The sequence below is a fragment of the Streptomyces echinatus genome, assembly GCF_014203595.1.
GTDB lineage: Bacteria > Actinomycetota > Actinomycetes > Streptomycetales > Streptomycetaceae > Streptomyces > Streptomyces echinatus.
This window is the reverse complement of record NZ_JACHJK010000001.1, coordinates 17,306-43,803: the sequence shown is the minus strand read 5'-3', so window position 1 is coordinate 43,803 and position 26,498 is coordinate 17,306. Positions and strand designations below refer to the sequence as shown.

The 26,498-nt window shown below is 72.1% G+C and carries 17 protein-coding genes; 10 read left to right on the top strand and 7 right to left on the bottom strand.

All coding sequences use genetic code 11. From position 1 onward, the window contains the following. Positions 1 to 57 precede the first annotated feature (57 nt). Positions 58 to 555, top strand: coding sequence for a MarR family winged helix-turn-helix transcriptional regulator (locus FHS34_RS00165; RefSeq protein WP_225817874.1), 498 nt, complete (start codon positions 58 to 60; stop codon positions 553 to 555). On the opposite strand, the gene FHS34_RS42140 is transcribed toward FHS34_RS00165, so the two are convergent. Beyond that, positions 503 to 2,098, bottom strand: coding sequence for a glycosyltransferase family 39 protein (locus FHS34_RS42140; protein WP_225817872.1), 1,596 nt, complete (start codon positions 2,096 to 2,098; stop codon positions 503 to 505). The two genes, FHS34_RS00165 and FHS34_RS42140, sit on opposite strands and share 53 nt — an antisense overlap. Before the next feature lie 252 nt (positions 2,099 to 2,350). Between FHS34_RS42140 and FHS34_RS00150 the strand changes: the two genes are divergently transcribed. The 3 genes from FHS34_RS00150 to galE are packed head-to-tail and all read left to right on the top strand — an operon-like array spanning position 2,351 to position 6,368. Beyond that, positions 2,351 to 3,625 carry a glycosyltransferase 87 family protein gene (locus FHS34_RS00150; protein ID WP_184958168.1) on the top strand — a complete coding sequence of 425 codons (1,275 nt, stop codon included), beginning with the start codon at positions 2,351 to 2,353 and terminating at the stop codon, positions 3,623 to 3,625. Positions 3,626 to 3,665: 40 nt separating this feature from the next. After that, the gene (locus FHS34_RS00145; protein WP_184958166.1) at positions 3,666 to 5,339 is read left to right on the top strand and encodes a glycosyltransferase family A protein; all 1,674 of its coding nucleotides are present in this window, start codon (positions 3,666 to 3,668) and stop codon (positions 5,337 to 5,339) included. Positions 5,340 to 5,387: 48 nt separating this feature from the next. After that, a complete protein-coding gene (gene galE, locus FHS34_RS00140) occupies positions 5,388 to 6,368 on the top strand; it encodes a UDP-glucose 4-epimerase GalE (protein ID WP_184958164.1) in 981 nt (326 codons plus the stop codon). 65 nt (positions 6,369 to 6,433) lie between these two features. Here galE and FHS34_RS00135 read toward each other — a convergent pair whose 3' ends face one another. Continuing rightward, on the bottom strand, positions 6,434 to 7,072 hold the full coding sequence (locus tag FHS34_RS00135) for a TetR/AcrR family transcriptional regulator (protein ID WP_184958163.1): 639 nt from the start codon (positions 7,070 to 7,072) through the stop codon (positions 6,434 to 6,436). Positions 7,073 to 7,278: 206 nt separating this feature from the next. Here FHS34_RS00135 and FHS34_RS00130 point away from each other — a divergent pair, with 206 nt between their 5' ends. From FHS34_RS00130 to FHS34_RS00115, 4 genes are all read left to right on the top strand, one after another. Next, complete coding sequence (locus FHS34_RS00130) at positions 7,279 to 8,187, top strand: ABC transporter permease (protein WP_184958161.1); 909 nt, start codon at positions 7,279 to 7,281, stop codon at positions 8,185 to 8,187. Beyond that, positions 8,180 to 9,061, top strand: a complete 882-nt coding sequence (locus FHS34_RS00125; RefSeq protein ID WP_184958159.1) for an ABC transporter ATP-binding protein — start codon at positions 8,180 to 8,182, stop codon at positions 9,059 to 9,061. The genes FHS34_RS00130 and FHS34_RS00125 overlap by 8 nt, the downstream gene beginning before the upstream one ends. A gap of 102 nt (positions 9,062 to 9,163) precedes the next feature. Further along, positions 9,164 to 11,374, top strand: a complete 2,211-nt coding sequence (locus FHS34_RS00120) for a CDP-glycerol glycerophosphotransferase family protein (RefSeq protein ID WP_184958157.1) — start codon at positions 9,164 to 9,166, stop codon at positions 11,372 to 11,374. Further along, positions 11,371 to 13,017: a glycosyltransferase family 2 protein gene (locus FHS34_RS00115; protein ID WP_184958155.1), complete on the top strand. Its 1,647-nt coding sequence runs from the start codon at positions 11,371 to 11,373 to the stop codon at positions 13,015 to 13,017. Before FHS34_RS00120 ends, FHS34_RS00115 begins: the two co-directional genes overlap by 4 nt. A gap of 180 nt (positions 13,018 to 13,197) precedes the next feature. Here the strand turns inward: FHS34_RS00115 and FHS34_RS00110 are convergent, their stop codons facing one another. Both FHS34_RS00110 and FHS34_RS00105 read right to left on the bottom strand, forming a co-directional pair. Continuing rightward, positions 13,198 to 14,709 carry a hypothetical protein gene (locus tag FHS34_RS00110; RefSeq protein ID WP_372478647.1) on the bottom strand — a complete coding sequence of 504 codons (1,512 nt, stop codon included), beginning with the start codon at positions 14,707 to 14,709 and terminating at the stop codon, positions 13,198 to 13,200. Positions 14,710 to 14,792: 83 nt separating this feature from the next. After that, positions 14,793 to 19,736 carry an NAD-glutamate dehydrogenase gene (locus FHS34_RS00105; protein WP_184958153.1) on the bottom strand — a complete coding sequence of 1,648 codons (4,944 nt, stop codon included), beginning with the start codon at positions 19,734 to 19,736 and terminating at the stop codon, positions 14,793 to 14,795. 601 nt (positions 19,737 to 20,337) lie between these two features. Here FHS34_RS00105 and FHS34_RS00100 point away from each other — a divergent pair. Then, entirely contained in the window at positions 20,338 to 20,904 is a 567-nt protein-coding gene (locus FHS34_RS00100; RefSeq protein ID WP_184958151.1) for a DJ-1/PfpI family protein, read from the top strand. A gap of 340 nt (positions 20,905 to 21,244) precedes the next feature. Here FHS34_RS00100 and FHS34_RS00095 read toward each other — a convergent pair whose 3' ends face one another. Both FHS34_RS00095 and FHS34_RS00090 read right to left on the bottom strand, forming a co-directional pair. Beyond that, complete coding sequence (locus FHS34_RS00095) at positions 21,245 to 21,913, bottom strand: HAD family hydrolase (protein ID WP_184958149.1); 669 nt, start codon at positions 21,911 to 21,913, stop codon at positions 21,245 to 21,247. A 47-nt stretch (positions 21,914 to 21,960) separates the two neighbouring features. Continuing rightward, the gene (locus FHS34_RS00090; protein WP_184958147.1) at positions 21,961 to 22,473 is read right to left on the bottom strand and encodes a DUF6912 family protein; all 513 of its coding nucleotides are present in this window, start codon (positions 22,471 to 22,473) and stop codon (positions 21,961 to 21,963) included. 331 nt (positions 22,474 to 22,804) lie between these two features. Between FHS34_RS00090 and FHS34_RS00085 the strand changes: the two genes are divergently transcribed. Next, positions 22,805 to 23,332 carry an Rv3235 family protein gene (locus FHS34_RS00085; protein ID WP_184958145.1) on the top strand — a complete coding sequence of 176 codons (528 nt, stop codon included), beginning with the start codon at positions 22,805 to 22,807 and terminating at the stop codon, positions 23,330 to 23,332. Positions 23,333 to 23,634: 302 nt separating this feature from the next. Here the strand turns inward: FHS34_RS00085 and secA are convergent, their stop codons facing one another. Further along, positions 23,635 to 26,445, bottom strand: a complete 2,811-nt coding sequence (gene secA / locus FHS34_RS00080; protein WP_184958143.1) for a preprotein translocase subunit SecA — start codon at positions 26,443 to 26,445, stop codon at positions 23,635 to 23,637. Positions 26,446 to 26,498: the final 53 nt, after the last annotated feature.

The window sequence follows — 26,498 nt, the reverse complement described above, 5'->3', positions numbered from 1 at the left end:
AGAGCACACGATTCAGTTGCGCACAACTAAATGGTCCGCACGAGCTACTCTGGAACCATGACCGCCTCGCCCACCGCCCCCGGCACCCCGGCCCCCGACGCCGACTGGCTCCGGCTGGACCGCCAGATCTGCTTCTCCCTGCACGCCGCGTCCCGCGCCTTCAACGGCGTCTACCGCGTGATCCTCAAGGACCTCGGCCTCACCTATCCCCAGTACCTCGTGATGCTGGTGCTGTGGGAACAGGGCGACCTGCCGGTCAAGGCCCTCGGCGAGCAGCTGCGCCTCGACTCCGGCACGCTGTCCCCGCTGGTCAAGCGGCTGGAGACGGCCGGTCTCGTACGGCGTGAGCGCAGCGCCGAGGACGAACGGTCGGTCCGGGTCCACCTCACCGAGGAGGGTTCGCAGATGCGCGCGCGGGCGCTGGAGGTGCCGCGCCGGATCATGTCGGCGACCGGGTTCGACCTGGCGGAGATCGGCGAGCTGCGCGCACGGCTCGACCAGCTCACCACCGCTCTGGACGCGGCGGCGCGGACGGAGGCCGGGGCCGGGCGCTGACCGGGCGGACATAGAGCCGTACGGTCACCCCGCCCCGCACGGCCTGCCGCCGGCCGCTGAACTCCTGCCAGAGGATGGCGGCCTTCGCGCGTTCGACGGGGTTGCGCGGGGCCCAGCGACCGCCGAGCAGCCTGCGGTCCGCGACCACCCACACCCGGTCCAGCCGCGCCAGCCTGCGGCGCAGCTCGGCCACGCCGGCCTCGCGCCCGTACAGCGTCCCGGACTCGGCCGCCCCCGCCACCAGCGCGACGTCCCGCGTCCCCCGGAACGCCCGCGGGTAGGTCAGCGCCGTGTTCCGCATCGGCGCCGGCAGGAACAGGACGGGATCACCGGGGCCGACCTCCCGCGCGACCGCCCGGGAAACGGCGGCGAGATCGTCGGGCCGCCGCCCGGGGTCCCGGTCCCTCAGGAGCAGGGGGAACTGATGCAGGAGGGAAAGGGCGACGGCGAGCACCCCGACGAGGACCACGCAGCCGGCCCGCGACAAGATCCCCCGCCGCGACCGCCCACCCCCACCCGCACCGCAGTCCCGGGAGGTGGAGTGGCGTTTCTGCGGAGCGGCTCTCGGGGGGTGGTCGTTCGGCGGGGTGCAGCGGGTGGCGGTGCGGCGGGCGGGCGGTCGCAGGCGGGCCGCCGTCACCGCCACCCGGTCGGCGCCCGCGGCCACCACCAACGACGCCCCGGACAGGGCGTAGAGCACGTACCGGTCGACGTACAGCGGCGACATCTGCGACACCAGCATCAGCACCACCGGGGGCACCACCATCAGCGGCAGCCCCACCCCCGCGCACGTGACCTCCCCCCGCCGCCCCACCAGACCCAGCAGCCCCACCAGGGCCAGCCCGAGGCACACCGCGTACACCTCGTCCGTCGGCCCGAGAAACCCGCGCAGCAGCCCTTCCGCCGTCTCCACCGTCGGCTCCCGCAGCCACGCCACCTGCGCCGACTGCGCCCGCGACACCAGCACCATCGGCAGCAGCGCCGGCCCGACCACCGCCGCCGCACACCCCCAGCCCCGCCACACCCGCCTCCCGGCCCGGGCCGACGCCAGCGACACCGCGTGGGCGAGGAGCAGCAGGACGGCGAACTCGTGCAGCCAGCAGGTGAGTCCGAGCACGACGCCGTACGGCCACCAGGAGCCGCCCCGCACGCCCCGCACGAACAGCAGGGTCGCACCGGTGGCGCCGGCCGCGACGAGGGCGTAGGAGCGGCCCTCCTGCGCGTAGTGCCCGGCCATGGGCGTGACGGCGTAGAGCAGACCGGCCCACAGGCCGACGCGCGGGCGGGCCAGCCGGGTGCCGAGCGCGGCCACCAGGGCCGCCGTTGCCGCCGCCGCGCACACCGACGGCAGCCGGAGGACGACCTCGCCGGGGTGGAGGGCGAGGACGGCGTGCAACACCAGGTAGTACAGGCCGTGCACGGCGTCCACATCGCCCAGCAGCTTCCAGATCTGCGGCACCGTCCGGCGGCTGACCTGGAAGCTGACCGCCTCGTCGCGCCACATGCCGCCGCGGTCCAGCCGCCAGAGTCCGAGCGTCAGCATCACCAGCGCGGGCACTCCCACGGCGGCGGCCCGGCACAGCCGTTCCCGGACGTGCGCCGGTGTCCGACGCGATGGGTGGCTCGTTGCACCGGTCGGCACGTCAGTGGTCGCTCCAGCCGCCCTGCGCGACTGCGGTTTCGCACGAAGCCCGACGTTCACCATGGCCCGATCTCTTGCGATTAGCCAATATTTGCGATCATTGACGGCGTATCAGCATGGATACACCATCCGCACCGCTTAGGCTCCCATGTGATGAACCGTCTCCGTGTCACCCCCGGCCCGGTCCTCCCCCTCACCGCCCTGTGGCTCGCCACCCGCGCCCTGATGCTGTGGCTGATCGCCCACAGCGGAGGGCCGCTGCTGGGCGGGGGTTCGGTGACCCGGGAGGTGTGGCGGCTGTACCACCACTGGTACGACGTGCTGGCACACGGTTCCTTCCCGGTGCACGACACGCTGTGGCAGTACCCGCCGGGCGCGGGCGCGGTGCTGCTGGCGCCGGGGCTGCTGCCCGGCCTGACGTACTTCCAGGCGTTCGTGCTGCTCACGCTGGCCGCGGACGCGCTGACCGCGACGGTGCTGGTCCGCGCGGGCACCCGGCCCGGGCGCAGCCTGCTGGGCGCGGCCGTGTGGACCGGCGGCCTGCCGCTGCTGCTGCACCTGCCGCTCGCCCGGTACGACGTCCAGGTCACCGCCCTGGCCGTGCTGTCCCTGCTGGCCTCGGCGCGCTCCCCGCGCGCGGGCGGTGTGTTCGGGGCACTGGGCGCCCTGGTGAAGGTGTGGCCCGCGCTGGTGCTGCTGGGCATGCCCCGGGGGCGGCCGACCCGCGGGGCGTGGGCCGGGGCGGCGGGCGCCGGGGCGGTGTGTCTCGCCCTGCTCGCGGCCCTCTTCACCCACCCGCTCGCCTTCCTGCGGGAGCAGGGCGGCCGCGGCGTGCAGATCGAGTCGCTGGGCGGCACGGCGCTCAACCTGGCCCGGCACGCCGGCTGGTCCGGCCGGACCCGCTACCGGTACGGCGCGATGGAGATGGCCGGCCCGCACGTGGGGGCCGTCGCCACCGCCTCCCTGGTGCTGACGGCGGTCTCCTTCGGGCTGCTGGTGCTGTGGCGGGTGCGGGCCCGGCGCTGGAACGAGGCCACGCCGTACGACGCGGCGCTGAGCGCGGTGCTGCTGTTCACGGTCACCAGCCGGGTCATCAGCCCGCAGTACCTGATCTGGCTGATCGGGCTGGCCGCGGTCTGCCTGACCTCGCGGTTCACCTGCCAGCGGCCGGTGGCGGTGCTGGTGCTCACGGCGTCCGCGCTGAGCACCGTGGCGTACCCGATGTGCTACCGCGAGGTGATCGACGGCACCTGGGCCGGGTGCCTGCTGATGCTGGCCCGCAACGGGCTGCTGACGGCCGCCGCCGTACTGTCCTACGTACGGCTGTGGCGGTCCGGCCGGACACCGACCGTAAAGTCCCTAAGAGGGACGCAACCCCTGGCCGGTTCCGGCCGTCTACCGGATCGAGCCTTGAGCGTCTCCCGATGAGGTATTACTGAGTTTTCTCCGCACCCGGCCCGTGGACTCCATGCAACCGACACCGCGCGACCCGCACACAGAACAGCCAGACCCGAGTCCGGCACCGGAACCGGCACCGCAGCCCGGTGCGGAACCGGCACCGGCGCCTCGGGTCGCCGTCGTCGTCATCGGCTACAACGACCGCGCCCACGTGGCCCACGCCGTGCGCTCCGCGCTGTCCCAGGGACCCGCGGTCGCCGAGGTCATCGCCGTCGACGACTGCTCCACCGACGGCAGCGACAGGTTGCTCGCCCGGCTGGCCGCCGGTGAACCGCGCCTGCGGGTGGTGCGCCGGGCCGTGAACAGCGGCGGCTGCGGCAGTCCGCGCAACACCGGGATCGACGCGGCGACCACGCCGTACGTGATGTTCCTGGACAGCGACGACATACTGCCGGCCGGCGCGGTGGACGCGCTGCTGGCCGCGGCCACGGAGACGGGCGCCGAGGTCACGAGCGGACTGTGCGTGCGCCGGGAGCTGCCCTCGGGAAGCGAACAGCCCTGGCAGGTGCCCCTCTACACGGAGCGCACCGTCCTCGCGCACCCCTCCCGGCACCCCCGTCTGATCAACGACACGCTGTGCGTCAACAAGCTCTACCGCACCGGCTTCCTGCGCGAGCACGGCATCCGCTTCCCCGAGGGGCGCTTCCTCTACGAGGACTTCGTCTTCACCGCGCGCGTGCTGGCCGCCGGTCCGCGCGTCGCGCTGGTACCCGACCGGGTGTACGTGTGGCAGGTGCGCCGGTCGGCCGAGCGGCTGTCGCTCTCGCTGGACCGGGGGCACATCGCGAACTGGACGGCGCGCCTGGAGGCGTGCACGCTGGCGTACGACATCCTGCTGAGCGCCGGGCAGAAGGAGCTGGCGCGGGCGACGCGCGCCAAGTTCCTCGACCACGAGATGCGCATGTACGCGCGTGAACTGGGGCTGCGCGACGCGCACTACCAGCGCGCGTGGTGGGCGCGCACCCGGGAGTACCTCGAGCACTACGACGCGGCCGACTGGGCGCTGAACCCCGGCGCCCCCGGCCGCCTGCTCGCCCGGGTGGTGATGGCGTCGCCCGAACCGCGCGACCTGGCCCGCCTGCGTGAACTCGCCGCCCGCCCGGCGCGGCTGCTCCCGCCCTACGCCCGCACCGCCGACGGGGACCCGGTCTGGTCCGCCGACCTGCCCCAGGTCTCCCTGGCCCCGCTTTCGGACCGGGCCGCCGCCGCGCTCCCGCTCGCGGTGGACGCGGAACTGCGCCCCCGCGCGCGTGCCTCACTGCTGCGCCTGCGGCTGCACGAGCTGTACGGGAAGGTGGCCGAGGCGGGCCCGCGCGAGGTGGACGTGGTGTGGCAGGCGCGCGAGAACGAGCACACGCGGGGGCGCGCGACGGTGGCACTCACGCCGTCCGGCGCGGACACCTGGTCGGCCGTGGTGCCGGTCGACCTGGCACGGCTCGGCTCGGGCACCTGGGACCTCCGGCTGACCCTCCGCTTCGCGGACGGCACACGGCGGGAGGTCACGGCGCACGCCCTCGGGGGCGACGGCCGGCTGCGCCGGCGCGCCGTCCCGAGCACGGTGCACGGCGTGCTCCTGGCGCAGCCGTACGCCACGCACTCCGGCGCGCTGGCCCTGCGCGTGGCCACGGGCCTGAGCGGAGTGCTGACGGTGGTCCGCGGGCGCCTCCGCCGCCTGCTTCACTGAGACGGGGGCACGGGCGAGACCGACGAGCTGAGGAGGAGACGGCCGCACATGACCTGGCTGATCACCGGCGGCGCCGGATACATCGGGGCGCACGTCGTACGGGCGATGTCCGAGGCGGGTGAGCGCACGGTCGTCTACGACGACCTGTCCACGGGGGTCGCCGAGCGCGTGCCGGCCGAGGTCCCGCTGGTGCGCGGCTCGGTCCTGGACGCGGACCGGCTGGCCCGGACCTTCGCCGGGCACGGGATCACCGGGGTCGTCCATCTGGCGGCGAAGAAGCAGGTGGGCGAGTCGGTGGACCGCCCGCTGCACTACTACCGGGAGAACGTGGAGGGTCTGCGCGTCCTCCTGGAGGAGGTGACGAGGGCGGAGATCCCCTCGTTCCTCTTCTCCTCCTCCGCGGCCGTCTACGGCATGCCGGACGTCGACGTGGTGACGGAGGAGACGCCCTGCCACCCGCTGTCGCCGTACGGCGAGACGAAGCTGGCCGGCGAGTGGCTCGTCCGGGCCACGGCCCGGGCGACGGGCCTCGCCACGGCGTCGCTGCGCTACTTCAACGTGGCGGGCGCGGCGGCCCCCGAGCTGGCCGACACCGGCGTGTCCAACCTGGTCCCGATGGTCTTCGAGCGGTTCACGGAGGGCGCGGCACCGCGTATCTTCGGCGACGACTACCCCACGCCCGACGGCACCTGTGTCCGTGACTACATCCACGTGGTGGACCTGGCCGAGGCCCATGTGACCGTCGCCCGCGCCCTGCGCTCCTCCCCCGGCACCGGCCTGACCCTGAACATCGGCCGGGGCGAGGGCGTCTCCGTCCGCGAGATGATCGACCGCATCAACGCGGTCACCGGCTACGACCGCGCCCCGACGGTCACCCCCCGCCGCCCCGGCGACCCCGCCCGTGTGGTCGCCTCCGCCGCCCGCATCGGCACGGAGCTGGGCTGGCAGGCCAAGTACGACGTACAGGACATGATCACGTCGGCCTGGGAGGGCTGGATCCGGCTCCACCCGGAGGCGGCACGCTCGTAGAACCCCGCTCGCACGGCGCCCGCGGGACACCGGCGGAGCCGGGCGGGCCGGTGCGGCGGCCGGGGTCAGAGCGCCTTGAGCGCCGCCGCCGTGGCCCGTGCCAGTTGCTCCAGGTAGCCCTTCGGCGGTTTCGGGGTGCGGATCACCACCGAGCGCCAGTACAGCGGGCCCGAGACGAGGTCCAGCACCAGGTCGGGATCGACGCCCGCGCGGACCTCGCCCCGCTTCTCGGCCGCCGCCACGATCCTGCTGGCCACGCCCTCCTGGCCGTCCCGCAGAGCCTTCTGGAACGCTTCCGCGAGGTCGGGATTGCGGGCCGCCTCGGCCTGGAGGTCGGGGATGATCTGGGACGCGACGGGGTGGCGCAGGGCGCGCGAGGTGACCTCGTAGAGGAGGCGCAGGTCGCCCTCCAGGGAGCCCGTGTCGGGGACCGGGAAGCCGGTCACGGCCATCGCGGAGACGACGTCCAGGACCAGGTGGAGCTTCGAACGCCAGCGCCGGTACACCGCCGTCTTGCCGACCCCGGCCCGGCGGGCGATGCCCTCGATGGACATGCGCGCGTAGCCGACGGCCGCCAGTTCCTCGAAGACGGCCGCCCGGATGGCCTCGGTCACGTCCTCCCGGAGCACGGCCGCCCCGGCGGGCGCCCGGCGGCGCGGACGCGCCGGCGGCTCGTCGGCGGACTCGGCGGCGTTCGTCGTCATGCCCCCAGCATAGGGCGCTACGACGAAACGGTTGCGTTCCGACGTTCGTTGGGCCTACTCTCGCGTTGCGACGATACGGTCCCGTCCCGACGTAAGAGAACGTGAAGAGAAGCGTAAGGAAACGCCGGACGACGGGCCCGGCCGGCGCGGCGGCCCCGGCGAGAGCCGGGCGCGGCACCCCCACCCCCCGAGCGAAAGCAGCGGATGTGAGTCAGGTCCTCCACACACCGCCCCCCACCCCGGCCCCGGCCGCCGAAGACCTCGCGGCACTCGCGGCCCGGCACGGCCTGTCGGTCAGCGGCGCCCGCCCCTCCCTGCGCGAGTACGTCGGGCAGCTGTGGGCCCGACGCCACTTCATCAGCGCCTTCGCCACCGCCAAGCTCACCGCCCAGTACAGCCAGGCGAAGCTCGGCCAGGTCTGGCAGGTCATGACCCCGCTGCTGAACGCGGCGGTCTACTACTTCATCTTCGGTGTGCTGCTCGGCACCAAGCACAACGTGCCCGACTACGTCCCGTTCCTGGTCACGGGCGTGTTCATCTGGACGTTCACCCAGAGCTCGATCATGGCGGGCACCCGCGCGATCTCCGGCAACCTCGGCCTGGTCCGCGCCCTGCACTTCCCGCGCGCCGCCCTGCCGATCTCCTTCGCGCTCCAGCAGCTGCAGCAGCTGCTGTTCTCGATGGCCGCGCTGGTCGTCATCCTGCTCTGCTTCGGTGTGCCGGTCGCCGCCTCGTGGGTACTGGCGATCCCGGCCCTGGTGCTCCAGTTCACCTTCAACGCCGGCGTGTCGATGGTCGTGGCCCGGCTGGGCGCCAAGACCCCGGACATCGCCCAGCTGATGCCGTTCGTGCTGCGCACGTGGATGTACGTCTCCGGCGTGATGTGGAGCATCGACAAGCTGACCACGAAGGAGCCGCACATCGTCCGGGTGCTGCTGGAGCTCAACCCCGCCGCCGTCTACATCGACCTGATGCGGTTCGCCCTGATCGACAGTTTCCACGCCGACTCGCTGCCCCCGCACGTGTGGGCGGCGGCCACCGGCTGGGCCCTGCTCGCCGGCGTCGGCGGCTTCATCTACTTCTGGAAGGCTGAGGAGACGTACGGCCGTGGCTGAGCAGACCCCCACCGAGAAGATCCCCACCGTCATCGCCGACGACGTCGACATCGTCTACCGGGTGAACGGCACCGGCGCCGGCCGTGGCACCGCCACCGCCGCCCTCAACCGCATCCTGCGCCGCAAGCAGGCCGAGAAGGCGGCCGGGGTGCGCAAGGTGCACGCGGTGAAGAAGGTGTCGTTCGTCGCGTACAAGGGCGAGGCGATCGGGCTCATCGGCACCAACGGCTCCGGGAAGTCGACCCTGCTCAAGGCCGTCGCCGGGCTGCTCCCGGTGGAGAGCGGGCACATCCACACCGACGGCCAGCCGTCCCTGCTGGGCGTGAACGCGGCCCTGATGAGCGACCTGACCGGCGAGCGGAACGTCTATCTCGGCGGTCTCGCGATGGGCATGTCCCGGGAGCAGATCAAGGAGCGCTACCAGGACATCGTCGACTTCTCCGGCATCAACGAGAAGGGCGACTTCATCACCCTGCCGATGCGCACGTACTCCTCCGGCATGGCGGCCCGGCTGCGCTTCTCCATCGCCGCCGCCAAGGACCACGACGTCCTGCTGATCGACGAGGCGCTGGCCACCGGTGACCGCTCCTTCCAGAAGCGTTCCGAGGCGCGCATCCGCGAGCTGCGGCAGCACGCGGGCACGGTCTTCCTCGTCAGTCACAACAACAAGTCGATCCGCGACACCTGCGAGCGGGTCCTGTGGCTGGAGCGCGGGGAACTGCGGATGGACGGGCCGACCGAAGAGGTCATGAAGGAGTACGAGGCGTTCACCGGGGACAAGAAACCGGCCCCGAAGAAGCCCGCACCAAAAGCAGTTGTGGCGAAAGTGAACACGCCGCAACCGTCCGGAGCGGAAGCGTCTCTTCCCTCCTGAGCCGACTCTCACCCCCAACGGTGATTATCCCTTTCATCTGCTTAGTGACAGTATGTTATGAAAGGTGTGCCGAAAGACGTCGAACCGAAGGAGTCCCCCGCGATGCCGCAGCTGAGCGTGATCGTCTACGGGCCGAACGCACAGGGGCATCTGACCGAGCTGCTGGACTCCCTGGCGGCTCACCCCCTCACCGACGCCGAGGTGATCGTCGCCGCGGTCGGCGACTGGGCGCGGGAGACGGCCGAGGGTCACGCCCCCGAGACCGTCGTCGTGCCCCTGCCGGACGGCACCGGTGACGCGGCGGCCCGGGCGGCCGGCGCCGCCCGCGCGTCCGGACGCTGGCTGCACTTCGTCCACGCCAAGGACGGCCTGCCGGCCGGCGCGCCCCGCCTGATCGCCGAGCGGACCGCCGAACTGGACGAGGCGGGCGCCCCGGAACCCGTCGACGTCCTGCTCTTCGACCACGTCACCACCACCTGGCAGACCGCCGCCGCGCCCTCCCGCGACGGCCGCCACCTCGCCGCCGTCGGCCGTGCCGCCCTGCCCCTGCGGGACGCCGCCGACCTGCTGCGGCTCACCCCGCTGCTCGGCAACCGCGCCCTGCGCGCCGCGTTCTGGCAGGCCCACCAGGAGCAGCTGGCCACCGACGACGAGCCCCTCGCCGCCCACACCGCCCTGCTCCTCGCCGGCCGCGTCGCCTGCCTGAACCAGACGGCGTACGACCACCGCGTGCTGCGTCCCGAGAGCCTGCCGCCGGGCACCCCCGAGGACCGGCTCGCGCTCATCGACCGCTACGAGTCCCTGCTCCCGCTCGCCCGGGACCGCCGCGCCCCGCACACCGTTTTGTACGACCTGATGGTCCGCGACCTGGTGCGCACCTTCGCCGGCGAGGACCTGCCCGACCGGGCGGCCCGCGAGTTCTTCCGCCGCGCCTCCCTGGCCGCGGTCCGCTGGCGCCCCGAGGGACACCGGCGCCCGGCGGGCCTGGAAGGCGTCCGGCACGCGCTGCTGGAGGAGGGCGCGTACGCCAAGTACCGCGCGTTCCAGGCCGCCAACCGCACCCGCCGCGCCGCCCGCAAGGCCGTACGGACCCGCAAGCAGCAGCTGGGCGCCAAGGTCCGCGACCAGCAGTACCGCCGCGCCCTGACCCGCCCGGTGGACCCGGACCTCGCCGTGTTCTCGGCCTACTGGGACCGCGGAGTGGCCTGCAACCCCGCCGCGATCGCCGCGAAGCTCGCCGAACTCGCCCCGCACATCCACCCGGTGTGGGTGGTGAACAAGGCGAACGCCGCCCTGCTGCCGCCCGGCACGGACCACGTGATCCCCGGCACCCGCCGCTACTGGGAGACCCTGGCCACCGCCAAGTACCTGACGAACAACGTCAACTTCCCCAACGGCGTGATCAAGCGCCCGGACGCCATCCACCTCCAGACCCACCACGGCACGCCGCTCAAGCGCATGGGCCTGGACCAGATGGACCACCCGGCGGCCGCCAAGGGCCTGGACTTCGCCGCCCTGCTGGCCCGCGTCGACAAGTGGGACTACAGCGTCAGCGCCAACGGCCACTCCACCCGCATGTGGGAGCGCGCCTACCCGTCCCGCTACACCTCGCTCGACCACGGCTACCCGCGCAACGACGTCTACTACACCAGCGACGCCGAGGCGGTCCGCGCCGCCCGCGAACGCCTGGGCATCCCCCCGGGCAGGACGGCCGTCCTGTACGCCCCCACCCACCGCGACTACGAGGCCGGCTTCACCCCCCGCCTCGACCTCGCCGCCCTCGCCGACCGCCTCGGCGAGAACACCGTCCTCCTCGTCCGCGCCCACTACTTCTACGGCGGCGCCGCCTCCCCGCTGACCGGACTGCGCCGCTCCGGCCGGATCATCGACGTCTCCTCCTACGACCCCGTCGAGGAACTCTGCCTGGCCGCCGACGCGCTGGTCACGGACTACTCCTCGATCATGTTCGACTACGCCAACCTCGACCGCCCGATCGTGGTCTACGCCGACGACTGGGAGACCTACCGGACCACCCGGGGCGTCTACTTCGACCTCATGACCGAGCACCCCGGCCAGGTCGCCCGCACCCAGGAGGAGCTCGCGGAGATCTTCCTCTCCGGTGCCTGGCGCGACGACAGCGCGGCCAAGGCGCGGACCGCGTTCCGGCGCCGGTTCTGCGAGTACGACGACGGGCGCGCCGCCGAGCGGATCGTCCGGCGGGTGTTCCTGGGCGAACCGGAGGAATCGCTGCCGCCGGTGCTCCCCCTCGAGGACCGCACCCCCGCCCCGACCCCCGAGGAGGCCACCGCATGACCACCCCCGACGTCACGGTCACCGTCATCGTCTACAACGACGCGGCCCGCCTCCCGCGCGCGGTCGCCTCGCTGCGCGCGCAGACCCACGCGAACATCGAGATCGTCATCAGCGACGACCACTCGACGGACGACACCCCCTCGGTGGCACGGGAGCTGGCGGCGCAGGACCACCGCGTCCGCTACATCCGGCTGCCGGAGAACAGCGGCGGCTGCAGCGCCCCGCGCAACCGGGCCATCGAGATCGCCCGGGCGCCGTACCTGATGTTCCTGGACAGCGACGACGAACTCCCTCCGCGCGCGGTGGAGTTGCTGCTCGGCGCCCACCGGGAGCGCGAGGTGGACTTCACCATGGGCGCGGTGCGCCGGATCCGGGTGGACAGCGGGCGCCGCTCGACCTGGATGCCGCACGTGGTCACCGAGCGCCGCACCGTGGAGGGCATCGAGGCGGACCCGCGACTGCTGTTCGAGCACCTGTCGACCAGCAAGATGTACGCCCGCTCCTTCCTCGACCGCCACCAGCTCCGCTTCCCCGAGGGCATCCACTACGAGGACCAGCTGTTCTCGGCGCAGGCGTACTGCCTGGCGAAGGCGTTCACGATCATTCCGGACCCGGTGTACATCTGGTACATCGAACCGTTCGCCGCCGCGGCCTCCGCGTCCATCTCCAACCAGCGGCACAAGATCTCCAACGTCCGCGACCGCGTGCACGTGCAGCGGCTGATCGACGAGTTCCTGGTCGACAGCGGGCACGCGGGGCTGCGCGAGGACAAGGACTACAAGTTCCTCAAGCACGACTTCCGCATGTACGCCGGTGACCTGCCGTACCGGGACGAGGAGTGGCTGGCGTCCTTCACGGACATCATGAACCCCTATCTGGACACGCTGTCCCCCGGCGCGTACGAGAGGCTGCCGCGGCCCGAGCGGGTGGTGCTGGAGCTGCTGCGGGACGGCCGCACGGCCGAGGCCCGGCTGGCCGCGCGCGGACTGGGCCAGGGAGCGGCCCCGCGGCAGGTCACGACCGACGGCACGGGCGCGACCTACTGGGGCGACAGCGTCCCGTCCACGGACCGGGGCCGCCGCGAGCTGGACGTGTCCGACCTGGAGCTGGACACCCGTCCCTTCCCCACCGCCCAGTTCCGCCACGAGATCACGGATCTGACGCCCGGCGCGGGAGCGACGCTGACCCTCGCGATCCGCACGTACGACCCCGGTCTGCGGCTGCCCGTGGGGCCGCAGCGCGCGTCCCTGCTCCTGACTCCCGGCAAGCGCCGGATGACGGTGCCCTTCCGCCTGGACCCGGTGCGCCCCGGTGTCTTCGAGGGCACCGTCCGCCTCGACCTGACCGACGCCTCGCTCCCCGTCCACGGCTTCGAGGGCGTACGGCACCCCGTGATCCGGCTGAACCAGCAGGGCCTGTCCAACGCGGCCCTGCTCCTGGCCCCCCTCGACTTCCCGACCCGCACGACCCGGGTCGGCCACCACGAGCTCACGCTCGAACCGGAGGGCCGCAACCCCGGCCGCCTGCAACTGCGCTGGCGTCCGGTCGGTGTGACGGCCCGGGTGATCCGCCCGGTGGTCCACCGCATCGCCCGCCCCCGCGTACGCAACGCCGTGCGACTGGTGGCGAGCGTCCTGAGGTAGGAACAGACACCCCTCAACACCGACGCGCCGCAGACGGACAACTGCCTGCGGCGCCGTCGTACCCTGCCGGGGGCAGTCATGCCGCTGTACCGAGCCGCGGGCAGTCGTGCCGCTGGGGCGGCACGGGTGGGCGCGGCGGCACCCTGCAGCGCCGGCAAGCGCCCCCACCCGCCACGCGGCTCAGGGCACCACCCGGTACAGGACCTTCCCGCCCGGCCCGGCGGCCGCCTTGCGCAGCCACGGCGCCGGCCTGCCCCCCACGACCCACTTCACCCCGTACTCCCGCAGAATCCCCCGCCGCACCTCGTCGGACGCGTCCGCCGCGAAGTACCGCGTCACCGCCGCCTCCCGCCGCCCCGCGTCCTTCAGGAACACGTCCGGATACCCCGGCGCCACGGTGTAGGGCCCGTACGCGGGGATCTGCCGGGCCGGCCACGTACCGGCCATCACCACGTCCCCGTACGACACCCCCGCCCGCATGATCCACTGGTACCCCGCCCACGGCGTCCGGTACTTCTCCGCGATCACGCCGGGCAGCGCGTCCCGTTCCACCACGTACCCGAGCGTCCCGGCCTGCGTCCACGCCCCCACAGCAAGCGCGGCGAGCAGCACGCACGCCCAGCCCCTGCGCACCGCCCGCCGCCCCGCCGACACGGTCTCCAGCGCGGCCGCGAGCTGCGCCGGGACGAGCGCGGCGGGCAGCGCGCGGCCCCAGGAGTAGTGCCCGGACAGGCCCCCCGCCGCGAACACCAGCACACCGAGGACGAAGAAGAGGACCAGCGGATCCCGGCGGTCCCGCCGCCACCGCAGCCCCAGCGCCGCCACCCCGAGCAGCACGAGCCCGAACCGCGCGGCCAGGTCCTGGTACAGCGGCCGGTGGATGGCCTCCAGGTCCGCCCCCGCGGAGAACAGCGCGAAGAAGTCGTAGTACGGCCAGAGCCACAGCACCAGCAGCGCCAGCACCAGCCCGGCGCCGAGCCGGAGCAGCGCAGTGCGGGCCGGCCGCGCCGCGAGCAGCGTGGCGAGGGCGCCGAGGGACGCCACGACACCGGTGAACTGATGGCACAGCAGGATCAGTGCCCACAGCGCCCCCAGCCCGAGCCACACCCCCCACCCGGCCTGCCCGCGCGCCGCCCGCGTCAGCCACGCCCAGAAGTGGAAGGCGAGGCCGAGCGCGAACACGCTGGGGTAGGACACCGTCAGCGCGAGGGAGTTCAGCCCGAGGAAGCCGCTCCAGTTGAACAGCGTGGGGCCCCAGAGGAGCAGCAGGCTCAGCAGGGCCAGGGCGGGGGCGGCACGATGGGCGCTCAGCGTACGGACGTAGGCCCGAACGCCGGTCACCAGCAGCCCCAGTCCGGCGAGCGCGGCCAGGCGCAGGACCACGAACACCGACAGGCCCGTCAGCTTGGCGACGGTGCCGAGCAGCAGCATCCACGGTGAGTAGTACGGGCTGGGGGTGTCGGCGTCGACCAGCGGGTTGCCGGGGTGCAGCAGGCTGTGCCGCAGGCGTTGGACCGTGGCCGCGTGCATGCCGAGGTCGCCCGCCCACGGCAGATGGACCACGACCAGGAGCAGCAGCGCCACGACGAGGACGGCGGCGGCCCGCGCGAGCACCCGGCCGGCCCCCGCCGCGGTGCCACGCGCCGGTGCCGTACGGCGCTCGGGTTCAGTATCGGACGGCACGGTGTGCATCGTTCACCGACCCTACAGCCCGGGCACACGGAAGGCGCCCCGGACCACATCGCGGTCCGGGGCGCCTTCTTCGTGCCGTACGGCTACGAGTGCGTGCGCAGCAGCGTCCGCATCGTGCGCATCGCCACCGACAGGTTGGCGAGGTCGAAGGAGTCCGAACCGCGGATCTCGTCCAGGGTGGTGCGGGCCCGGCCCAGGATCGCGCTGTTCTTCTGCTCCCACGCCTTGAAGCGCTGCTCGGGCGTCGAGGTGCCGTTGCCGGCGGCGAAGACGTCCGCCGTGAGCGCCGCGTGGGCCGCGTACAGGTCCTCGCGGATGGAGGCGCGGGCCATGGACTGCCAGCGGTCCTCACGGGGCAGCTCGATGATGCGGTCCATCAGCTGGGTGATGTTCAGCCGGTCGGCGAGGTCGTAGTAGATCTCGGCGACGTCCAGCGGCTCCCTGCCCATGCGGTCGGCCACCGACACGATGTCGAGCGCCGGGAAGGCGGAGGAGAAACCGGCCACGCGTGTGGCGACCTCGTCCGGGACGCCGGCCGCGGACAGCTCGTCGTACACGTGCTGGTACCACTCCAGGTCCGCGCCCTTGAGCAGCTTCGGCAGCTCCTGCCAGACCCGCTCGACCCGCTCGGCGAAGAACTCCACCGTCTCGGCGAGTTCGAGCGGCTGCGGCCGGTTGTTGAGCAGCCAGCGGGTACCGCGCTCGATCAGGCGGCGCGAGTGCAGCCGGATGCGGGTCTGGACGGCCGCGTCGACCCTGTTGTCCAGGGCCTCCACCGCGTCCCACACCGGTGCCGAGCGGAAGATCGCGCGGGCCGCGGTCTGGGCGCGGACGATCTCCTCCAGGGAGGCCCCGGTCTCCTCGCGCAGACGGTGCAGATACGTCGTACCGCCCGTGTTGACCGTGTCGTTGACCAGCACGGTCGTGGTGATCTCGCGGCGCAGCGGGTGGGTGTCGATGGCCTCGGCGAAGCGCTCGCGCAGGGCCGTCGGGAAGTACGCGTGCAGCAGGCCGCGCAGGTACGGGTCGTCCGGCAGCGAGGTGTGCAGCAGCTCCTCGGAGACCGTGATCTTCGTGTACGCCAGGACGACGGCCGTCTCCGGGCTGGTCAGGCCGTGGCCCTGGGCGAGACGGTCGCGGATCTGACGGTCGGTCGGCAGGAACTCCAGCGCCCGGTCCAGGTGGCCCTCGCGCACCAGGTGGCGGAGGAACCGCTGCTGGGCGTGGAGCATGGAGTTGGCCTGGGACAGGGCGTTGGCCAGGGCGGTGTTCTGCGCGTAGTTGTTGCGCAGGACCAGCGCGCCGACCTCGTCGGTCATCTCGGCGAGCAGCTTGTTGCGCTGCTTGACGGTCATGTCGCCCTCGGCGACGAGGCCGTTCAGCAGGATCTTGATGTTCACCTCGTGGTCGGAGGTGTCCACGCCGGCGCTGTTGTCGATCGCGTCGGTGTTGATCTTGCCGCCGTGCGTCGCGAACTCGATGCGGCCGAGCTGGGTCAGGCCCAGGTTGCCGCCCTCCCCGACGACCTTGACCCTGAGGGCGGCGCCGTCGACGCGGATGGCGTCGTTGGCCTTGTCGCCGACGTCGGCGTTCGACTCGACGGACGCCTTCACGTACGTGCCGATGCCGCCGTTCCACAGCAGGTCCACCGGCGACTCGAGGATCGTCTTCATCAGGTCGGCCGGGGTCATCTTGGCGACCTTGTCCTCGATCCCGAGGGCCTCGCGGATGTGGCTGTTGAGCGTGATCGACTTGGCGCTGCGCGGGAAGATCCCGCCGCCCGCCGACAGCAGCTCGGTGTTGTAGTCGGCCCAGCTGGAGCGGGGCAGCTCGAACAGGCGGCGGCGCTCAGCGTAGGAGGTGGCCGCGTCCGGGGTGGGGTCGATGAAGATGTGCCGGTGGTCGAAGGCGGCGACCAGGCGGATGTGCTCCGAGAGGAGCATGCCGTTGCCGAACACGTCACCGGACATGTCACCGATGCCGACGACCGTGAAGTCCTCGCTCTGCGTGTCCACGCCCAGCTCACGGAAGTGCCGCTTCACGGACTCCCAGGCGCCGCGCGCGGTGATGCCCATGCCCTTGTGGTCGTAGCCGGCCGAGCCGCCGGAGGCGAAGGCGTCGCCGAGCCAGAAGTTGTACTTCTCGGCGACCCCGTTGGCGATGTCCGAGAAGGTCGCGGTGCCCTTGTCGGCGGCGACCACCAGGTAGGTGTCGTCGCCGTCGTGGCGGACCACGTCCTGCGGCGGCACGACCTCGCCGGCCACCATGTTGTCGGTGATGTCGAGCAGCGCCGAGATGAAGGTCTTGTAGCTGGCGACGCCCTCGGCCAGCCAGGCGTCGCGGTCCACGCTCGGGTCCGGCAGCTGCTTGGCGACGAAGCCGCCCTTGGCGCCGACCGGCACGATGACGGTGTTCTTCACCATCTGCGCCTTGACCAGGCCGAGGATCTCCGTGCGGAAGTCCTCACGCCGGTCGGACCAGCGCAGGCCGCCTCGGGCGACCTTGCCGAAGCGCAGGTGCACGCCCTCCACGCGCGGCGAGTACACCCAGATCTCGTACGCCGGGCGCGGCGCGGGCAGGTCCGGGATGGCCTGCGGGTCGAACTTCATGGAGACGTAGTCGTGCGGCGTGCCGCCGAGCGTCTCCTGGAAGAAGTTCGTGCGCAGGGTCGCCTTGATGACGGTCAGGAACGACCGCAGGATGCGGTCCTCGTCGAGGCTGGCCACCTGCTCCAGGGCCGCGTCCAGCTCCTCCAGCAGGGCGTCGGTGATCTCCAGGCCGGCCTTCTGCCGCTCCGGGGACATCCGCGCCTCGAACAGGGAGACGAGGAGCCGGGTGGTGTGGACGTTGTTGCGGAGGGTGTCCTCCATGTAGTCCTGGGAGAAGGTCGAGCCGGCCTGCCGCAGGTACTTGGCGTAGGCGCGCAGCACCATCGCCTGCCGCCAGGTCAGCCCGGCGCTCAGCACGAGGGCGTTGAAGCCGTCGTTCTCGGCCTTGCCGGTCCAGGTCGCGGCGAACGCCTCCTGGAACCGCTCACGGGCGTCGTCGCCCAGGTAGTCGCCGTTGCCGCCGCCGAGCGACTTCGGCATGCGCAGGCCGAAGTCGTAGATCCAGGCAGTGGTGCGGTCCGCGCAGCGCAGTTCGTACGGCCGCTCGTCGGTCACCTCGACGCCGAGGCGGCTCAGCACCGGCAGCACCTTGGAGAGGGAGACCGTGCCGCCCTTCTGGTAGATCTTGAAGCGGCGCTCGTCGGGCGCGGCGCCCACCGGCTCGTACAGGCTCAGCGAGAAGGCCTTGTCCTCGCTGAGCTGCTCCAGGTGGACCAGGTCGGCGACCGCGGCCCGCGGGCTGTGGTCGGCCTTGTAGCCCTCGGGGAAGGCGTGGTTGTAGCGGCGCAGCACCTCGGCCGCGTGCTCCTCGCCGCACTCGGCGGTCAGCGCCTCGGCGAACGCGTCGGCCCAGGAGCGGGCCGCCTCGACCAGGCGGGCCTCGATGCGCTCCTTGTCGGAGTCCGACAGCTCGGGCAGTTCGGTGCCCTGCGGGACCCGGACGACGAAGTGCAGCCGGGACAGGATCGACTCGGTGTTCCAGGCGGTGAAGTCGACGCTGATGCCGCCGAGCTCCTCCTTCAGGATGTCGATGATCCGCAGCCGGACACCGGTGGTGTAGCGGTCGCGCGGGAGGTAGACGAGGGCCGAGTAGTAGCGGCCGTACTCGTCCTGGCGCAGGTACAGCCGCAGCCGGCGGCGTTCCTGCAGGTAGAGGACGCTCGTGACGATCGACTGCAGCTCGGCGACGGGCGTCTGGAACAGCTCGTCGCGCGGGTAGGTCTCCATGATCTGGAGCAGGTCGCGGCCGTCGTGGCTGTGGGGCGAGAACCCGGCGCGCCGCAGCACCTCGTCGACCTTGCGGCGGACCACCGGGACCCGGCGCACGGAGTCGGTGTAGGCGGCGGAGGAGAACAGGCCGAGGAAGCGGCGCTCGCCGACGACGTTGCCGTCCGCGTCGAACTTCTTGACGCCGATGTAGTCCAGGTACGACGGCCGGTGCACGGTGGCGCGGCTGTTGGCCTTGGTCAGCACGAGCAGCTTGTGCTCGCGGGCCTTGGCGCGGGCGTCGGCGGGGAGCCGCTCGAAGGAGGGGCTGACCGGGTGCTGCTCGTCCTCGGCGTGGTGCGGGTCCGAGCGCAGTATGCCCAGACCGGTGCCGGGCACGGCGGCGAGCGTGTCGTCCTCGCGCAGCTGGTACTCGCGGTAGCCGAGGAAGGTGAAGTGGTCCGCGGACAGCCAGCGCAGCAGCTCGCGGGCCTCCTCGACCTCGGGCCGGGGCAGGTCCTCGGGGGCGGGCTCGCTCTCCAGGCCGTCGGCGAGCCGGGTCGCCGTGTCCCGCATCTTCTCCCAGTCCTCGACGGCCTCGCGGACGTCGGACAGGACGCGCAGCAGGTCGGCGGTGATCTGCTTCAGGTCGGCGCGGTCGGTCTCCCGGTCGATCTCGACGTGGATCCAGGACTCGACGTGCGCGTCGTGCGGGAGGTCGGCGGTGGGCGAGGTGGGCAGGACCTCGATCAGCTTGCCGGTCAGGTCACGCCGGACGACGAACTGCGGGTGGATGACGACGTGGATGCCACGCCCCTGCCGGGTCAGCTCGTTCGTCACGGAGTCGACGAGGAAGGGCATGTCGTCGGTGACGACCTCCACGACGGTGTGGCTGCACGTCCACCCGTTCTCTTCCACGGTGGGCGTGTGCACCCGGACGTTCGCGGTGCCCTGCGGGCGGTTCTCGGCGAGACGGTAGTGCGAGACCGCGGCGCCGAAGACGTCGACCGGGTCGCGGTCGGCGAAGTCCTCCGGGGCGGTGTGCAGGTAGTAGCGCTGGAGGAACGCGAGCACCGATTCGCTGTCCGGGGTGCCGGGCGTGCCCTCGCTCGTCGTCCCGGTCGGTAGGTGCCCCCCGACCGGGCTGTTCTCAGCTACCCTCGCGGCCCTCTCGAGCAGCTCGGCCTTGGCTTCGTCCAGCTTGGTCTGCATTGTCCTCTGGCTCCTGTCGCGCGCCGTTGCGTGACGTAGAAGGAAGTACGGTCTCTTCCCTTGCGACACAACGCCACGACCCGGGGTGTCCGGTCGGTTCCGACGGTATGCCGCGAGGTGAGATGAGCGGGGGGGATTTCGGCCATTGTGGGGACGCCCGCCGGGTGTGACGCTGCTCTCGGCATCGCCTCGGCCCGGACCGTCCTCGGCGTACCAGGGGCCTCGGTGGCCCCGTCCCGCCCGCGAAGACCAGCGACCGCCGCCCGGTCACGGAGGTGTTCCGTGCGGCCCGGGCGCAGGGCAGGGGCGCCGTCGCCCCCGCGAGATATCGCGCTGATCACGCCACAAGGCTATCGCCACTCACCCGGGGTCCGTCATGAGCCGTATGTGTACAAAACCAGGGGGCGAAGTTTGACGTTTTGCACAGCGGCGGGCCGGGGGCGGGTGGCGTATCCGGTCGCGCCCCCGGGCCGCCGGTCGCACCCTGAAAAGCACCAGGCCCTCTTGGCAAGCGCGCCCGGCCGGGGCACGGTGCCCAAGAGTTCCCCCCGCACGGCCCAGCGTTCCGGCCGAGCCCGGAGTCTGCCCCGAGGAGCCGATCATGCCCACGAAGATCCTCATCGTCACCGGCGACGCAGCGGAGTCCCTGGAGGTCCTCTACCCGTACCAGCGGCTGCGCGAGGAGGGCTACGAGGTCCACATCGCGGCCCCCACCCGCAAGACGCTCCGCTTCGTCGTCCACGACTTCGAACCCGGCTACGACACCTACACCGAGAAGCCCGGCTACACCTGGCCCGCGGACCTGGGCTTCTCCGAGGTCGACCCGGGTGAGTACGCGGCCCTGGTCATCCCCGGCGGCCGGGCCCCCGAGTATCTGCGCAACGATCCCGAACTGCGCAAGATCCTCAAGGCGTTCTTCGACGCGGACAAGCCCGTCGCCCAGATCTGTCACGGGCCGCTGCTCACCGCCGCGATCGACTCGCTGCGGGGCCGCCGGGTCACGGCCTACCCTGCGCTGGAGCCGGACATGCAGGCGGCCGGAGCGGGCTTCCAGGACTCCGAGGCGGTCGTCGACGGCACGCTGGTCTCGGCCCGGGCCTGGCCGGACCACCCGGCGTGGATGCGGGAGTTCCTCAAGGTACTGCGCACGACGGCACCGGCGGACTGAGAGTCCGGGACCACCGAAACGTCGACACCGTCCGGGGCCACGGCCCACCCCCGGAGCTGCGGCAGCCGCGGCCGGGCGCCGGGCCGGCCGTGGCCGGGCATGCGGTCCGTCGCCGGAGACCGGTTCGCCGTAGCCGGTCACGATCCGTCCGCGGGGTGGGGCAGGTCAGCCGTGGCGGGGTGGGTCGGGTCAGCCGTGGCGGTGGCGTCGGGTCAGCCGTGGCCGGGCGCGGTCCTCCGGCTCGTCCCCGGGGGCGGGTTCGTCATAGCCGGGTCCCGCGGTTCCCGGTGCCCGTCCTGCGGTTCCCGGTGCCCGGGCGGAGCTGTGCCGGGCGGGTCCGCTACGCCGCCACCCTCCCGGCCTCCGCCACTGCCTCGGCCAGCGTGTCCACCACCGGCACCCCCGCGTCCTGGAGGCTGGCCCGGCTGTGCGATCCCCCGGTGTACAGCACGGCCCGCGCCCCCACGTGCCGGGCGGCGAGCGCGTCGTCCGCCGCGTCCCCGATCACCACGGTCCGCGCCGGTTCCACCAGCCCCGCCAGTGCCTCCAGGTGCCGGACCATGTGCTCGGCCTTGCTGCCGCCCGACGGCCCGGTCCGCCCGTCGACGCGTATGAAGTGGGCCTCGATGCCGAAGCCCCGGACCAGCGGCACCAGTTCCTCGTGCCCGTACATGCTCAGCAGCGACTGGCTGTGTCCCGCCGACCGCCACCCCGCGAGCAGCTCCTCCGCCCCCTCGGTGAGCCGGCATCGCACCCGGTGCTCGGTGTAGTGCCGGTGGAAGACCCCGTCCATCAGCTCCCACTCGGCGTCGGTCGGCAACCGGCCGAGCAGCCGCTCGTAGAACTTCGGCACCGGCACGCAGTACAGCGTGCGGTACTGCTCCAGCGTGATCGGCGCGAGCCCCAGCTCGGCGAACGCCGCGTTCGTCGCCCCGATGATGGCGTCATTGTCGTGGAACAGCGTGCCGTTCCAGTCCCAGACGATGTGCGCCCTTCCGTGCATCCCCATGTCCAAGACCGTACCCGCCCCCACTGACAACCAGGGCGCCGCCCGGGTCAGCCCTGTCCGACCAGGTGGGGGATCTCCTGCGTGGCGAACCACAGCAGCTCGTGGTCGTCCGCCCCGTCCACGACGGATTGCGCGTCGTCGTCCCCGCCGTCCGCCGCCGCCAGCGCGTCCGCCGCCGCGGCCACGTCCGGCTCCGCGTCCCCGGCGTCGACGTGCACGGAGGCCGCCTTCGCGAGCGGCACCGACACCGACACCGTCACCTCGCCGAGGGCGGCCGCTTCGGACCCGCGGTCCGGGCCGACGGTCGCGGCGCCCTCGGGCACGTCCACGGCGACCACGACCCGCCGCCGCACCGCTCCCGGGTCCGCCGTCAGCAGTCGCAGCGAGGCCAGCGCGGCCCGGCCGAGCGCCGCGTACTCCAGCTCCTCGACGTCCTCGGAGACGTACCACTCACGCAGGGCGGGCGTGACGGCGTACGCGACGAACGGGCCGCTCCCCAGCTCACCCGTCTTGTGCGCCTCGGCGAGAGCGGGGAGGGTCAGGGGGACGTAGACGCGCATGCTGGCCGCTCTTTCCTGGTCAAAGACTCCGCTGGGGCCCCGGGGAGAGCGGCTGGCGCGTCTCCGGAGGGCCTTGTCAGGATACGTGCGGCCGTCCCCTTTCGGGTCCCCGGCCGGGCCCGCGGAAGCGTCAACTCCGAGCCTGAGATTCACCCTGCCCCGCCGCTTGCCCACGGGGGCCGGGGCTTCCGCACCGCTCGGATAGGTGAACATTCCGGACCCCCTCCTGCCCGCCGTCCCTTCCTTGCGAGCCCCTTCCGCGCCCCGTACAAGATCCCCACCAGTTGGTTACCGCCCGGTATTTTTCCGGGCCCGCCGAACGGGGACTCCCATGAACAAGGTCATGAGCCGCACCGCCGCCCGGCCCCGCCCGCGGCACCGCCCGCCGACCCGTCGCGACACCCGCCGCCCGGGCGGCGCACCACCCCGCACACCCAGCAGGCCGGCCGCCACGACGCCCGCCGGGAAACCCGGAACGCCCCCGGAGACGCCCCGTCCGGCTCCCGAGGCGCCCCGTACGGCGCCGGTGACGGCCGTACGGCAGCCCCGGCCGACCGACGTCTTCGCGGACCGTCTGCTGGCCGTCCTGAGCGGCCAGCGGCCCGTCCACTGGATGCTCCGGCACACGGCGGGCCGCGCCTATGACGAGCTGGCCCGCCTGGCCGAGCACAGCCCCCTGCGGACCCGCGGCACCCGCCCGGTCGTCCACGACATCGGCTACTACGTCCCCAGCGAGGGAACCCTGGAGGTCTTCGCCCGCATCGCCGCCGGAGACCGGCTACGCGCCATGGCCTTCCGCCTGGAACTCGGCAAGGACCTCCGCTGGCGCTGCACAGCGGTGGAAACGGGCCCAAAATAACGACACCGCCGACCGACCTGGTGGGGGTGCGGGCGCACCGTGGCCGCAGCGGGCGGGCCGCACACGCGCCGTAGCTGCGGGCAGCCGGGCCGCTGGGGCGGCACGGGTGGGCGCAGCGGCACCCCGCAGGCGCGGGCAAGCGATCCCACCCACACCCAGCACCGGCTCCGGCACCGACACAGGCGCCGCCCGGGGCCCGCAAGGGGGCCGGAGGGCAACGCGGAAGGGGGGCCCGGAGGGCAACGCGGAAGGGCCGGGCTCCCCGAAGGGAGACCCGGCCCTGTTCGCACTGGCTCTGGTGCCTACTTCTTGCGGCGCCGACCACCCTTGGCCTGCTTGCGCCGCTCCGCCCGCGTCAGCCCGTCGGACTCGGACCGCACCGGCTCGTCGTCCTCCAGATCCCGCTCGACGATGCCACCCTCACCGTCCACCGTCGGCGCGGAGAAGTGCAGATCCCGGCGCTGCGGAACGTCCAGCCCCTTCGCGCGGATCTCCGGACGCGCGCCCGCCTGCGCCGGCACCGTGTCCTGCACACCCTCGCCGACCGGCTCGACCTCCTCGACCGGCACCTCCTCGACCTGCTGCTCGACCTGGACCTCCAGGTTGAACAGGTAGCCGACGGACTCCTCCTTGATGCCGTCCATCATCGCGGTGAACATGTCGAAGCCCTCGCGCTGGTACTCGACCAGCGGGTCCTTCTGCGCCATCGCGCGCAGGCCGATGCCCTCCTGGAGGTAGTCCATCTCATAGAGGTGCTCGCGCCACTTGCGGTCCAGGACCGACAGCACGACCCGGCGCTCCAGCTCACGCATGATCTCGGAGCCGAGCTGCGCCTCGCGGGCCTCGTACTGCTCGCGGATGTCCTCCTTGATGGACTCCGAGATGAACTCGGCGGTCAGACCGGCCCGGTCGCCGGCCGCCTCCTCCAGCTCCTCGATGGTGACCTTCACCGGGTAGAGCTGCTTGAAGGCGCCCCACAGCCGGTCCAGGTCCCAGTCCTCGGGGAAGCCCTCGGAGGTCTCGGCGTGGACGTACGCGTCGATCGTGTCGTCCGTGAAGTGCCGCACCTGCTCCTGCAGATCCTCGCCCTCCAGGACGCGGCGGCGCTCGCCGTAGATGACCTCGCGCTGCCGGTTGAGCACCTCGTCGTACTTCAGAACGTTCTTACGGGTCTCGAAGTTCTGCGTCTCGACCTGCGACTGCGCGGACGCGATGGCGCGGGTGACCATCTTGTTCTCGATCGGCACGTCGTCCGGCACGTTGGCCATGGACATCACGCGCTCGACCATCTGCGCCTTGAACAGCCGCATCAGGTCGTCGCCGAGGGAGAGGTAGAACCGGGACTCACCCGGGTCTCCCTGACGGCCCGAACGGCCGCGCAGCTGGTTGTCGATCCGCCGCGACTCGTGCCGCTCGGTGCCCAGCACGTACAGACCGCCGAGGTCCTCGACCTCGTCCTTCTCCGCCTTGACGGCGCGCTCGGCCTTCTCCAGGGCGGCGGGCAGGGCCGCGGCCCACTCCTCGATGTGCTCCTCGGGGTCGAGACCGCGCTGGCGCAGCTCCGCCTCGGCGAGGTCCTCGGGGTTGCCGCCGAGCTTGATGTCGGTACCACGGCCGGCCATGTTGGTGGCCACGGTCACGGCGCCCTTGCGGCCGGCCTGCGCGACGATCGACGCCTCGCGCTCGTGGTGCTTGGCGTTCAGCACCTCGTGCTGGATGCCGCGCTTGCTGAGCTGCTGCGAGAGGTACTCCGACTTCTCGACGGACGTCGTGCCGACGAGGATCGGCTGGCCCTTCTCGTGCTTCTCGGCGATGTCGTCGACGACCGCCTCGAACTTGGCCACCTCGGTGCGGTAGATCAGGTCCGACTGGTCCTTGCGGATCATCGGCTTGTTCGTCGGGATCGGGACCACGCCGAGCTTGTAGATCTGGTGGAACTCGGCGGCCTCGGTCATCGCCGTACCGGTCATGCCGGAGAGCTTGTTGTAGAGGCGGAAGAAGTTCTGCAGGGTGATCGTGGCGAGTGTCTGGTTCTCGTCCTTGATGTCCACCCCTTCCTTCGCCTCGATCGCCTGGTGCATGCCCTCGTTGTAACGGCGGCCGGCGAGGATACGGCCGGTGTGCTCGTCGACGATCATGACCTCGCCGTCGATGACGACGTAGTCCTTGTCGCGCTTGAACAGCTCCTTGGCCTTGATCGCGTTGTTCAGGTAGCCGACGAGCGGGGTGTTCACCGACTCGTAGAGGTTGTCGATGCCCAGCCAGTCCTCGACCTTGGCGACACCGTTCTCGTGGATGGCGACCGTGCGCTTCTTCTCGTCGACGTCGTAGTCGCCGGTCTCCTCGAGGCCCTTGAGCGGGTTGCCCGCCTCACCCCTCTTCAGACGGGTGACCAGCTTGGAGAAGTCGCCGTACCACTTGGTGGCCTGGTCGGCCGGGCCGGAGATGATCAGCGGCGTCCGGGCCTCGTCGACCAGGATGGAGTCGACCTCGTCGACGATCGCGAAGTTGTGGCCGCGCTGCACCAGCTCGTCCTTCGACCACGCCATGTTGTCGCGCAGGTAGTCGAAGCCGAACTCGTTGTTCGTGCCGTAGGTGATGTCACACGCGTACTGCTCGCGGCGCTGGGCCGGGGTCATGCTGGCGAGGATGACGCCGACCTCGAGGCCCAGGAACTTGTGGACGCGGCCCATCATCTCGGAGTCGCGCTCGGCCAGGTAGTCGTTGACCGTGACGATGTGAACGCCGTCGCCGGACAGCGCGTTCAGGTACGCGGGCAGGGTGCCGACGAGGGTCTTGCCCTCACCGGTCTTCATCTCGGCCACATAGCCGAGGTGGAGCGCGGCGCCGCCCATCAGCTGCACGTCGTAGTGGCGCTGGCCGAGGACGCGCTTGGCGGCCTCGCGCACGGTGGCGAACGCCTCGGGGAGCAGATCGTCCAGGCTCTCACCGTCGGCGTACCGCTGCTTGTACTCATCGGTGAGGGCCCGCAGCTCGGCGTCGGAGAGGTCGACGAAGTCCTCTTCGATGGAGTTGACCTGGTCCGCGATGCGGTGCAGCTTGCGCAGGATCTTGCCTTCGCCTGCACGCATGATCTTCGAGAGGACGGACACGGGGGCTGGTCTCCTTGCCGGTCGGGCCTGGGACGGTCGGTTTTCCATGACGT